This window comes from Kitasatospora sp. A2-31 (genome assembly GCF_022288725.1).
In the GTDB taxonomy this organism is placed as follows: Bacteria; Actinomycetota; Actinomycetes; order Streptomycetales; family Streptomycetaceae; genus Kitasatospora.
In genome coordinates, this window is record NZ_JAKNTA010000003.1 from 66972 (window position 1) to 78977 (window position 12006).

8 protein-coding genes, 2 tRNA genes and 1 pseudogene are annotated in these 12006 nt (G+C 75.1%); 5 read left to right on the forward strand and 6 right to left on the reverse strand.

Translation table 11 applies throughout. The features are described from left to right. The 5 genes and pseudogenes from MCM47_RS09100 to MCM47_RS09120 form a co-directional block, all read left to right on the forward strand. The coding region (locus MCM47_RS09100) for a GDP-mannose 4,6-dehydratase (RefSeq protein WP_238860184.1) at nt 1-952 on the forward strand (952 nt) is incomplete at its 5' end. Nucleotides 953-1067: 115 nt separating this feature from the next. Next, nucleotides 1068-1769 (forward strand): annotated as a pseudogene (locus tag MCM47_RS09105) (NDP-sugar synthase); the annotation flags it as partial. A 140-nt stretch (nt 1770-1909) separates the two neighbouring features. Beyond that, a complete protein-coding gene (locus MCM47_RS09110) occupies nt 1910-2815 on the forward strand; it encodes an NAD(P)-dependent oxidoreductase (RefSeq protein WP_238860186.1) in 906 nt (301 codons plus the stop codon). Continuing rightward, nucleotides 2812-3507, forward strand: a complete 696-nt coding sequence (locus tag MCM47_RS09115) for a spherulation-specific family 4 protein (RefSeq protein WP_238860188.1) — start codon at nt 2812-2814, stop codon at nt 3505-3507. Before MCM47_RS09110 ends, MCM47_RS09115 begins: the two co-directional genes overlap by 4 nt. 22 nt (nt 3508-3529) lie before the next feature. Then, a complete protein-coding gene (locus tag MCM47_RS09120) occupies nt 3530-4552 on the forward strand; it encodes an endo alpha-1,4 polygalactosaminidase (RefSeq protein ID WP_238860190.1) in 1023 nt (340 codons plus the stop codon). Nucleotides 4553-4594: 42 nt separating this feature from the next. On the opposite strand, the gene MCM47_RS09125 is transcribed toward MCM47_RS09120, so the two are convergent. From MCM47_RS09125 to MCM47_RS09150, 6 genes are all read right to left on the reverse strand, one after another. Then, entirely contained in the window at nt 4595-4789 is a 195-nt protein-coding gene (locus MCM47_RS09125) for a hypothetical protein (protein WP_238860192.1), read from the reverse strand. Nucleotides 4790-5069: 280 nt separating this feature from the next. After that, nucleotides 5070-6209, reverse strand: coding sequence for a C40 family peptidase (locus tag MCM47_RS09130; protein ID WP_238860194.1), 1140 nt, complete (start codon nt 6207-6209; stop codon nt 5070-5072). Continuing rightward, entirely contained in the window at nt 6206-7489 is a 1284-nt protein-coding gene (locus MCM47_RS09135; protein WP_238860196.1) for an SPFH domain-containing protein, read from the reverse strand. The genes MCM47_RS09130 and MCM47_RS09135 overlap by 4 nt, the downstream gene beginning before the upstream one ends. Before the next feature lie 185 nt (nt 7490-7674). Further along, nucleotides 7675-10902 carry an Ig-like domain-containing protein gene (locus tag MCM47_RS09140; RefSeq protein WP_238860197.1) on the reverse strand — a complete coding sequence of 1076 codons (3228 nt, stop codon included), beginning with the start codon at nt 10900-10902 and terminating at the stop codon, nt 7675-7677. 545 nt (nt 10903-11447) lie between these two features. Next, nucleotides 11448-11523, reverse strand: a tRNA-Arg gene (locus MCM47_RS09145). A 271-nt stretch (nt 11524-11794) separates the two neighbouring features. Further along, nucleotides 11795-11888, reverse strand: a tRNA-Ser gene (locus MCM47_RS09150). Between the last annotated feature and the right edge of the window lie 118 nt (nt 11889-12006).

Sequence of the window (12006 nt, forward strand, 5' to 3'; positions counted from 1 at the left end):
CTCCCACCTGGTCGAGACCCTGGTCGCCGACGGCCACCAGGTCCGGGCCATGGTCCAGTACAACTCCTTCTCGTCCTTCGGCTGGCTGGAGACCCTGCCCGCGGAGGTGCTGGACTCGGTCGAGATCGTCCTCGGCGACGTCCGGGACCCGGGCTCGGTCAACGGCCTGGTCAAGGGCACCGAGGCGGTCTACCACCTGGCCGCCCTGATCGCGATCCCGTACTCCTACCGGGCTCCGCACTCGTACATCGAGACCAACGTCACCGGCACCCTCAACGTGCTGGAGGCGGTGCGCCACCTGGACATCCCCCGCCTGGTGCACACCTCCACCAGCGAGACCTACGGCACCGCCCAGACCGTGCCGATCACCGAGGACCACCCGATCAACACCCAGTCCCCCTACGCCGCCTCCAAGGCCGGCGGGGACCGGCTCGCCGACAGCTACCACGCCAGCTTCGAGACCCCGGTCGTCACGCTGCGCCCGTTCAACACCTTCGGCCCGCGCCAGTCGATGCGCGCCGTCATCCCGACCGTGATCGCCCAGCTGGCCGCCGGCGAGACCGAGATCACCCTGGGCGACCTGCGCCCGACCCGTGACTTCACCTTCGTGAAGGACACCGCCAACGCCTTCCGCACGGTCGGCACCGCCCCGGCCGAGGCCGTCGTCGGCAAGACCTTCAACGCCGGCACCGGCGGCGAGATCTCGGTCGGCGACCTGGTCACCCTGGTCGGGAAGCTGATGGGCGTGGACGTCACGGTCAAGGAGGACGAGCAGCGCATCCGCCCGACCAACTCCGAGGTCATGCGCCTGGTCGCCGACGCCACCCGGCTGCGCACCGCCACCGGCTGGGCGCCGCAGTTCTCCCTGGAGGAGGGCCTGGAGCAGACCATCGAGTTCTTCCGCGACCCGGCCAACCTCGCGCGCTACAAGACCGACATCTACAACGTCTGATCCTGCGCGCGCTCCGCCACCTCACCGGGGCCGCCGGCCGCACGAACCGCCGGCTCCGCCCGACCACTGGTAACCGAAGGCTCCAGTCGCACCATCTTTCCGTGGGGGAAACACCATGCACGCAGTGATCCTGGCCGGCGGCAAGGGCGTACGTCTTCGCCCGTACACCACCGCGCTTCCCAAGCCGCTCGTCCCGATCGGCGACCAGCACGCGATCCTGGAGATCGTGATGCGCCAGCTCGCCGCGGCGGGCTTCAAGTCGGTCACCCTGGCCATCGGCCACCTCGGCCACATCATCCGCGCCTACGTCGGCAACGGCTCCCAGTGGGGGCTGCGGGTCGGCTACGCCGTGGAGGACACCCCGCTCGGCACCATGGGCCCGCTGCTGACCATGCAGGACCGGCTGCCCGAGAACTTCCTGGTGATGAACGGCGACATCCTCACCGACCTGGACTTCGCCGGTGTGCTCAAGCACCACGAGTCCTCCGGGGCGCCGCTGACCATCGCCACCTACGCCCGCCAGGTCAAGATCGACTTCGGTGTGCTGACCACCGAGTCCGGCTCGATCACCGGCTTCCAGGAGAAGCCGAGCATCGACTACCGGGTCTCGATGGGCGTCTACGGCGTCTCGCGCTCGGCGCTCGCCAAGTACAGCCCCGGCCTGCCGCTGGGCTTCGACGAGCTGGTCCTCGACCTGCTGGCCGCCCGGACCCCGCCGTCCGCCTACGAGTTCGGCGGCTACTGGCTCGACATCGGCCGGCCGGACGACTACGACCGGGCCAACGCCGAGTTCGCCGAGATCCGCTCGCAGCTGCTCCCGGCCGAGTCGGCCGAGAGCCTGCACGCCGTCCCGACCGGCCAGGAGGCGCCGGTCCCGGCTGCCCGCACCGAGGCCGACGCCGCCGGGCAGCCGGCTGCGGCCGCCCTCGCCGGCCCCGAGAACGGCGGACGGGCCGCGTGAGGATCCTGCTGCTCGGCGCGGACGGTTTCCTCGGCCGCCACGCCGCCGACGTCCTGCGGTCGCTGCCCGGCGCCACCGTGCTGACCGCCGGGCGCCGGCCCGACCACGACCTGCGGCTCGACCTGGCCGCGGCCGAGGCCGGCCCGCTCGGCGAGGAGCTGGCCGCGCTGGCACCGGACGCCGTGGTCAACTTCGCCGGCGCAGTGGCCGGCAGCGCCGTCAAGCTGGCCGAGGTCAACGCCCGGGGGCCGGCCGTCCTCTGCGAGGCGCTCGAACAGGGCGCCCCCGGGGCCCGCCTGGTGCACATCGGCTCGGCCGGCGAGTACGGCGTCTGCACCCCCGGCAGCTCGCTCGCCGAGGACGCCGACGCCCGCCCGGTGGGCGTCTACGGTGCCACCAAGCTGGCCGGCTCCCTCGCGGTGGCCGGCTCGCCGCTGGACGCCGTGGTGCTCCGGGTGTTCAACCCGGTCGGCCCGGGTGCCCCGGCCGGTTCGCTGCCCGGCCGCCTCGCGGCCGAGCTGCGCCGGGCGCTGCCGGACGGCGCCGAGGGCGTGGTGAAGGTCGGGGACCTCTCGGCCCACCGCGACTTCGTCGACGCCCGCGACATCGCCCGCGCGGTCGGCCTGGCCGTCACCGCCGAGCGCCCGCTGCCCCGGGTGCTCAACCTGGCCTCCGGCCGGGCGCAGCCCGTCCGGGCGATCGCCGACGGCCTGGTCGCGGCGTCGGGCTTCACGGGCCGGATCGACGAGAGCGGTGCCGGCTCCGAGCGCTCGGCCGCCGTCTCCTGGCAGCAGGCCGACGTGTCGGCCGCCGCCCGGGAGCTCGGCTGGCACCCGGAGACCGCACTCGCCGACACGCTGCGCGACCTCTGGCTCAGCACCGAAGCACCGGTCCCCGCATGACCGGCGCGAGCCACCCCGACGGCCGCCTGCTGGTGCCGCTGTACGTCCACCCCGCGGTGGACCCGGCGGCCTGGCAGGCGGTCGCCGCCGCCGACCCGCACCGGATCGCCGCCGTCGTGCTCAACCTCGCCGACGGCCCCGGCGCCACCCCGGACCACGTCTTCGCCGACGCCGCCGAGGAGCTGCGCAAGGCCGGACTCCCGCTGCTCGGCTACGCCGACACGGACTACGGCCGGCGCCCGCACGCCGCCGTGGTGAACGACGTCCTGACCTACCGCCAGCGCCACGGCATCACCGGCGTCTACCTCGACCAGGTCGCCACCCACCCGAGCGCGCTGCCGCACTACCGGCGGCTGGCCACCGCGGCCCGCGCCGCCGGCTGCTCCACCGTGGTGTTCGGGCACGGCGACCACCCCGACCCCGGCTACGCCGAGGTCGGGCTCGCCGACCTGCTGGTGACCTTCGAGGGCGACTGGACGGCGTACCGGGAGATGACCCTGCCGCTCTGGACCGGCCGGCACGCCGCCGCCCGGTTCTGCCACCTGGTGTACGACGTGCCCGCCGAGGAGGCACGGGAGGCCGCCGCCCTGATCGCCGCCCGCCGCGCCGGCGTCAGCTGCGCCGTCCCGGGCGCCGGGGACAACCCCTGGAGCACCGTGCCGCACGGCCTGACCGTCGCCGAACCGACCTGACCCCACCCGGAGTTCGAGTACCGTGACCCGCCGTACCCGGCCCCTGCTGGCCGCGCTCGCCCTGACCACCGCCCTGCTCGCCACCTCCTGCAGCAGCTCGGGCTCTGAGGACGAGGACGACCCCTCGGCCGACGCCACCGGCGCCCAGCCGCCCGCGGCCACCGCCGCACCCGTTCCGGGCAGCCCGACCGAGCCCCCGTCGACGCCGCCCACGACGTCCGCCCCCGGCACGCCCGGGAACCCGACCACCACGGCCGGACCCACGACGCCGGGCACCCCGGCGACCCCCGGTACCCCGGGCCCGCCCGCCACGCCGGGCACCCCCGGAACCCGTCAGCCGGGCGGCGCCCGCTGGCAGCCCACCCCCGGCCTGGCCTGGCAGTGGCAGCTCGGCGGCGGCGTCGACCAGTCGGTGGACGTGCCGGTGTACGACGTCGACGGCTTCGAGACCGACGCCTCGGTCGTCGCCGCGCTGCACGCCAAGGGCCGCAAGGTGATCTGCTACATCAACGCCGGCTCCTGGGAGGACTTCCGCCCCGACTCCGCCGCCTTCGCCCAGGCCCTCCAGGGCTCCGGCAACGGCTGGAAGGGCGAGAAGTGGTTCGACATCCGCAAGATCGACCAGCTGAAGCCGCTGATGGCCGCCCGCTTCGACATGTGCCGGCAGAAGGGCTTCGACGCCGTCGAGCCCGACACCATCGAGGCCTACAACCAGAACAGCGGCTTCCCGCTGACCTCCGAGGACCAGCTCCGCTACAACCGCATGCTGGCGGGCCTCGCCCACGAGCGCGGCATGGCGATCGGTCTGAAGAACGACCTGGAGCAGATCCCCGCGCTGCTGCCGGACTTCGACTTCGCCGTGAACGAGGAGTGCGCGCAGTTCAACGAGTGCGGCCGGCTCTCGCCGTTCGTCCAGGCGGGCAAGGCGGTCTTCCACGTCGAGTACAAACTCGGCACGGAGAAGTTCTGCAGCCAGTCCAAGGCCCTGGGCCTCAGCTCGATGCAGAAGAAGCTCGAACTGGACGCCTGGCGGAAGCCCTGCTGAACCGGCAGGGCGGGTGCTCCGCCAGGCACCCCGTCGTGAGGGTTACTTGACCGCCAGCCAGATGACGGCACCGAGCACGGCGAGCGCGACCACGGTCACGACCGCGATCAGGCCGGTCCGGCTGTTGCTGCTGCCGTAGGTGGAGACGGAGCCCGGTGCCTGCGGTGCCGGGCTCTCGTCGACGAACGCCCGGAACATCTGGGTGCTGCCGGCGGAGTCGTAGTCGTTGTCAGCCATGGCAGGGACTCTAACGAATCCGCGCACTCCGCCGACACCCCGGACCCTCCCTGCGGGGCCCTTCGACGGCAGCCTCCACCAGGCCTTCACCCACCGGCCGGGCAACACCGGGCGACGGAGGCGCGGAGTCCTCCCCGATCACGCCATGCCCACCGGCCCGACCGGCGGCCGTCGCGGCCCGGGCACCGGGCGGGCGACCGGACGCACCCGGGCCCCGGCGGGACGACTCCCGCCGGGGCCCGGGGCGTTCCGGACCGGGACTGCCGCGGCCCGGAACCGGCTACGGGCGGCCGAAGTGGGTCGGGCGGAATCCGGGGGCGATGGTGGAGACCCGGACCGTCTTCCCCGGCCGCGGCGCCTCGACGAACGTGTTCCCGCCCAGGTAGATCCCGACGTGGTGGATGCCGGAGGCGCGGCCGCTGTCCGACCAGAAGAGCAGGTCACCGCGGCGCAGCTGCCCCGCACCGACCGGCGTGGTGGCCGCGTACTGATCGTCCGCCACCCGCGGGAGGCTGATCCCCGCACGCCGGTACGCCTGCTGGACCAGGCCCGAACAGTCGTAGCCGGCGGGTCCGTTGCCGCCCCAGACGTACGGCTTGCCGAGCTGGGCGAGTGCGTAGTCGATCGCCGTCTCGACGCTGTCGGAGGCCGCCGCGGCGTCCGCGGGCGCGGACGGCGCCGCGGCCGTACCACCCTGGCCGGACTGGCCGCCCGACCCGCCGGACCCGCCGGACTTGCCGGTGCGGTCGAGGTAGACGTCGTAGTGGCTGGTGTAGCGCCACTCGCCCTTGGCGTTCCTGAACCAGTACTTCGAGCCGTCCCAGCCCTGCCGCATCCCACCGGGGGCGGTCGAGCCGTCGGAGACGGCCGCAGGGTGGCCGGTGCTGCTCGCCGCAGTGCCGGAGCCGCCCGCAGCGGCGGGCTGCTCGGAGCCGGCGGACTTGCCGGTGCCGCCGGACTTGCCGGTGCGGTCGGCGTAGACGCTGTAGTGGCTGGTGTAGCGCCACTCGCCCTTGGCGTTCTTGAACCAGTACTTCGAGCCGTCCCAGCCCGGCTTGCCGGGGGCGGCGTGTGCCGTTCCCGCCCCGGCCGTCACACCGACCACGCCGGCGCCGGCCAGCACGGTGGTGGCCAGGCAGGTGGTACGCACCGCACGGTGTATTCGCCCGCCACCGGCCGCCGCCGCGGGGCGCGCGGCGCGCGGCCGGGCGGCGCAGTTCGGGCAGCCGCAGCCCGCGACGGCGGGGATGCTGCCGAGGCTCTCCTCGAAGCCGATCAGCGCGGCGTCGGCGTCGAGGGCGGCGATGTCCCGCTCGACCTCCTCCGCGAACGCGTCCGGGAGGTCGAGCGCACGGTCCGTCCCGGACGCGTACGCGATCCCGCCGTCGACGTCGGCTTCCGTGCCGGTGGCTATCCTCATGCCGGTCGTCCTTCCTTCCGCCCGGCCCGGGCGGCCGGGGGCGGTACCGAAGCGGCCACTCCGGCCGGGGCGACGAAGGCGACCAGCAGCTGCTCCATCAGCGCGCTGCGGGCGGCCTCGTCCAGTTCGTGCGCGGTGGCGCGCTCCAGCCGCCGGACGGCGAGCGCGGCGGCCTCCACCGCGTCGTCCACCAGCACGTTGCGCAGGCCCGCGTCCAGATCGGCCAGCCGGCGGCGGCGCATCGACTCGGCCACCTCCGGCGCGTAGTCCAGCGCCAGCGGCTGCGCCGAGTAGACCTCCAGACCGGCCGGGGCGACCTCGGCGGCCAGCGCCCGGGTCAGCTCGTCGGCGAACCACTGGCCGTCGCGCAGGGCGGGGCCGGGCGCCGCGTTGCTGTCGCACGGCAGGGTGGAGGCCGTCCGGGTCAGCACCGCCTGCACCTGCTCGCGCAGGTAGCTCTCGTGGTCCTCGATCGCCAGCAGCGCCCGGGCGGTGTCCTTGACCCGCCAGACGATCAGCAGCCGCACCACGATCGGCGTACCGGTCCGGTCGACCACCTTGACCGGCTCGCTGCGCCAGTGCCGCAGCCGGACGTCCACCCGGCGGCGGCGCAGCAGCGGATTGACCCAGACCAGGCCGTTCCGGCGGACGGTGCCGCGGTAGCGGCCCCAGCGGGTTAGCACCCGGGTCTCGCCGCCCGCGTTGGCCAGCAGACCGGCCAGTGCGCCGACGACCAGCAGGCCGGCGGCGGAGACCGAGGCGATCGACCTCGCGTCCACCCCCGCCCTGCCGCCGGACCGGAGGGCGGCGCCGCGCAGGTCGGGCAGCGCGTGCCAGTACGGGACGACGCCGTCGTGCAGCAGCACCAGCAGGACGGCGGCCGCCCCGAGCAGCACCGCCACCAGGGCGATCCAGCCGGGCAGCGTGGCGGCGGCGTGCTCGCGCAACGCGTGGTCGGCGCGCGGGGGACGGCGGGAGGTGGCGGCGGTGACGACACCGCCCGGGGTGGCCTCCGGCAGCTCCACCGTCTCCGGGCTCGCCGCCTCCAGCGGATCACGCAGGTCGACGGGGCCGACCGCCCGGGCGGTGACCACGGCCGGCGGGGTGGTGACCGGCCCGCCGGCGAGCGGCTCGGCCACCCGGCGCGCCGCACCGTTCAGAGCGGCGGCGGCCACCTTGGCCATGGGGCTGGAGCCGGAGGCGGAACGTTCCGGCAGGGCCGGGGGCAAGGCCTTGGAGAGGCTGTCGGGTCGCTGCGAAGTGTCGCGGGTGACGTCCATGCACGGATCCTCGGGTTCAGTGTGTCGCGCAACGGGCGGCCCGGATCTGACGGGCAGTGCCAGAGTCAGGCTAAGTTCATACGTCATCAAATGCGACATTTGGGATAGAGCGTGTCGACATTCACTGACGAATCATCCGAAGTCCGACCTGACGCGCAGGCACATGAGTGGATGGTCGGAGTTGTTCAGCGCCGCCGCCGGCCGGGGCCCCGGGCGAGGACCCGGCGGGCGATCAGCCCGGCCCCGGCGAGCAGCAGCAGGACACCGGCGAGGCCGCCGCGCCAGCCGTCCGACCGGGAGTGGTCGGACGCCGTCCGCGCCCTCTCCTCCCCCGGTCCGGTGGGCCGATCGGCGGGCGGCGCGGCCAGTGCGCGGGAGGAGTCGGCGGCCGTCCGGCCGGGCGCCGCTGCCGTGGTCCCGGAGGTGGCGGCCGTGGCCGAACGGGTGGTGACGGCGGCCGGGAAGGTGGCCGGAACGGTGAGAGCGGTGGCCGCAGCCGCGGTCACCGAGCCGGACGGGGTCGCCGACGGGGAGCCGGGCGGCGAGACCGGGTGGACGGACGGGGAGGAGGAGGGGGACGGCGAGACCGGAGGAGTGGAAACGGCGGCAGAAGGCGACCGGGACGGCAGCGACGACGGGGTGCTCCCGTCGGCGGGTGCCGCGGCGGCGGACGCCACCGGGGCGGCGCCGGTGACCGGCGGGACCGTGATCGGCAGCAGCCCCGGCGGTACGGGCACGGCCACCAGTACCGGCTCCACGGCCGGGGTACCCGGCGCCGCGGGCGGCGTGGACGGCGTGGACGGCGCGAATGGCGCGGGCGGCGTGGACATCGCCGCCCCGGCCGGGGACGCAGCGGGCGAGGGCGTCCCGCCAACCGGCGTGCCGCCCGGCGCCGGGGCGGGCGACTTGGGGGCGGGCGACGTCGAGGCGGACGGCGTCTGGGCGGGCGACGTCGCGGGAGCAGCGACCGCGGGCGTCACCGTCGGCGTCGTCGCGGGTGGCGTGGCGACCGAGGGAGCGGCCGGTGTCGACGGAGCCGCACTGGCCGAAGGAACCGCCGACGCCGAAGGAACCACCGGGGTCGCCGGAACCGCCGACGCCGAGGGAACCACCGGAGCCGCCGGGGCCGCCGGGGCCGCCGGGGCCGCCGGGGCCGCCGCCCGGACCGCGACGGGCACCGCCTCGGCCGCCGTCCCGTTGCCCGCCGGGTCGGTCGCCGTGACGACCAGCCACTGCTCACCGTCCACCAGATCCCGGTTGGCCGTGCAGACCCAGCTGCCGTCGATGGCGGCGGTGGCCCCGCAGGCCACGATCCGCTCGGCCGAGGCCGCACTGCCCGAGCGGGCGGTGACGATCACCGTGGCCCCCGGTTCCGCGCGCCCGGCCAGCTTCGGCCGGGCCACCCGGACGGTCTCCCCGGCGGCCGGCACGGTCAGCGCCGGCCGGTCCGGCGGAACGGTGTCGACCACCAGCCCGACGGCCCGGCCGGCCGTCCGGTTGCCCGCCGCGTCCACCGCGGTCGGGGTGAGCCGGTGGCGCCCGTCCGGCAGGTTCTCCACCGGCAGGCAGGACCACGAACCCTCGGAGCGCACCGCCGTGCTGCAGAGCTCGACGGCGGGGCCGCTGCGGGCACCGGCCGGCTCGTCGACCACCGACACCGTGCTGCCGGGCTCGCCGGTCCCGGTCAGCTGGAGGCCGGGGTCGTTGGTGAACTCGGGAACGGTGAGCACGGGGGCGACGGGCGGCGCGGTCTTCACCGTGATCCGGACCGGTTCGCCCCGCAGCACCAGGCCACCGCTGGTGGTCTCGACCGGGGTCAGGCTGTGCGGCCCCGCCCCGAGCGGGCCGCCCGGCCGACAGGACCAGTCGCCGCTCCGCTCGACCCGGGACCGGCAGAGCACCGCGTCGCCCTCCCGGACCTCGACCGTCGCACCCGCGACCGCGCCCTCGCCGCGCACCTGAGGGCGGGCGTCGGCGACCACGGCGCCGTCGACCGGCGCGGCGATCTCCGGGCGGGCCGCGCCCACCGTCAACCGGATCCGCTGGTCGGAGACCTGACCGGAGTCGGCGAATCCGCCGGCCGGCACCAGCTGGGCGGCGTCCCTCCCGATCCGCAGCCGGGCCCAGGTCTCCCCGGACGAGGCGTTGGAGGGGACGGTCCACTCCAGGGCCGCGCTGTCCGCGCCGGGCTGGATCTCGGTCTGCACCCGCTCGGTGGCGTCGAAGCGTCCGTTGCGGTCGAAGTCGATCCAGCCGGCCAGGGTGGCCGGCGCGCCGCCGACCGAGACCGGGACGGTGAGCCGGTAGTAGCGTCCGATCGCCGCCTCGGCGGGGTAGCTGATGGCCGGATCGGCGCCCTGGTAGTCACCGTGTCCGGGCTGGAGCTGCGGGGGCGCGGGGCTGGACCAGACGCTGTGCCGGCCGGCTCCGTGGTCGAGCTGGACCAGCGGTTCACCGCCGGCTCCTGCCGGCATCCCGGCGGGGACCGCCGTCGGTGCCGTCCCGCCGCCGGTCGCGGGCCGCCGGCCGTTCGGGCCCGAGGAGCCCGCGTCCGCACCGAGGAAGAGGTCGGAGAGCAGGTGGGAGGCGTTGCCGTAGTCCTGCGGGGCGGTGCTGACGCCCTCGTCCAGGGTCACGGTGTACGCCTGCTCCAGTGGCTCCGGCACGGTGCTGCTGCCGGCCCGGGCGGTGGACCTCGACTCGACCCGGAAGACGGCGGTGCGGAAGGTGCCGGCGAGCTCCAGGCTGCCCTCTGCGGCGGAGCCGGCCGAGGCGTCGTCGGTGCCGGCCGCGCCGGCCGGGGCGAGGGTGTTGCCGTCGACCGTCCAGCCGGGCCAGTCGGTGCGGTTGACCAGCGCGGGGGCGCTCGGCGAACCGCCGGTCAGGGTCAGCCGGGTCGCGGTGCTGGTGCTGCCGCCCTTCCCGGTGGCCAGTCCGGCGAGTCCGGAGAGGTGGAGCCGGGGGTTCCGGACGGGCCGGGAGAAGGTGAGCTGAAGCGTTCCCACGGTGCGCCAGGAGCCGTCCGCCTGCGGACGCTCGGGGGTGATCCGGAAAGTCTGCGCGGGATCCCCGGGCCGCACTCCGTCGGTGTAGAGCGCGGCTGCCCGGCCCCCTCCGGCCCGGTCGGCCAGCTCCCCCGGCGCGGCGACGACGGCCGTGCCCGGCGCGGCGGCGAAGTCGAGCTGCACGGTGAAGCCGGAGGGAAGGACCGCACGGTGTTCTCCGGACCAGCCGTCGGGGGACTGCTGGGCCGAGGACGGCGGTGGATTCCAGCCGATCAGCAGCCCGGCGGCCAGTGCCGCCGAGGCGCCGGCGGCCGCCGGGCGCAGCCGCCGCCCCCGGGCTGCCGTGGCACCGTGCCGGTCCGGGGCCGGTGCGGACGGGGCGGCCTCGCGGGAGAACTGTCGGCTCATCCGGCTCTCCTTCGGTATCGGCTGCCAGGGCGGCCGATGGCCGGGCAGTATGGGCACAAGATCCGACAAAACGGAATCACGATCCTGGGCCGGTCATACCGCGACACCTGCGCGGAAGGCCGTCTCCCACCCGATTGGCGGGCATCCGACCGGCAGGCCGGGAGGTACCCGAAAGTTACGCAATTCACCCTTGGGCAGTGCAATGCCGGGAATGGTGCGGAATCCCCGCGAATGCCACCGGATGCCGCCGCCCGGCACCTGAACCCTCATCGGGCGGGGCAGTTCGGCCAGGGCAGTGCAGGACAGGGCAGGGCAGGGCAGTCCAGGCCGGTGCAGTGCAGGCGGACCGGCCGGGGCGGATCGGTTCGAACGGCCCGCGCACCCGGCGGCGGCATCGACGCCGGCGACCGGCACCCTCGGCGCCGGGAACGCCCTGCGCTCCCGGCAGCCCCCGGCACTCCCTGCGCGGGACGGCCGACCGCCGGGGTGACCTCCGCCACCCGGGAACGGGAGAAGCCCCCGGCCGCTGGCCGGGGGCTTCTCGCTGGTGCGCTCAGCAGGATTCGAACCTGCAACCTCTTGATCCGTAGTCAAGTGCTCTATCCGTTGAGCTATGAGCGCTCGCCCTGGTGAAGGTGCCACCGGGGCGGTGCGGGGACAACATTACATGACCTGCGACGCGGGACGAAATCGATTGATCCGGGCCCCGGCCGCCCGCCGGCCCACCCCGCCCGGATCCGGCCCCGACGCCGCCCGGCCCGGGCCCGGGCCCGCCCCGGACCACGCCCGGCCCGCCCCGGAGCGCCCCCGGGACGCAGACCCGTCGGCGGGGCGGAACCCGCCCGGACATGCGAGAAGCCCCGCCGACAAGATCGTCGACGGGGCTCCCGGCTGGCGGAGGCTGAGGGATTTGAACCCTCGATGGGCTTTAAGACCCAAACCGCATTAGCAGTGCGGCGCCATAGACCGGACTAGGCGAAGCCTCCCCACAAAGACCGGACCCGCAGGGCGGACCCGTTCCGTGTGCCTGTGATGATGCCACAACCCGTGGGCTCGGCACCAACCACCGACAACGTTACTAGGCGGGTCGTCCCCGCCGCAAAG

Coding starts and splice junctions, on each gene's coding strand:
- MCM47_RS09115 (WP_238860188.1), top strand. CDS start 2,812: ATGACCGGCGCGAGCCACCCCGACGGCCGCCTGCTGGTGCCGCTGTAC.
- MCM47_RS09125 (WP_238860192.1), bottom strand. CDS start 4,789: ATGGCTGACAACGACTACGACTCCGCCGGCAGCACCCAGATGTTCCGG.
- MCM47_RS09130 (WP_238860194.1), bottom strand. CDS start 6,209: ATGAGGATAGCCACCGGCACGGAAGCCGACGTCGACGGCGGGATCGCG.
- MCM47_RS09135 (WP_238860196.1), bottom strand. CDS start 7,489: ATGGACGTCACCCGCGACACTTCGCAGCGACCCGACAGCCTCTCCAAG.
- MCM47_RS09140 (WP_238860197.1), bottom strand. CDS start 10,902: ATGAGCCGACAGTTCTCCCGCGAGGCCGCCCCGTCCGCACCGGCCCCG.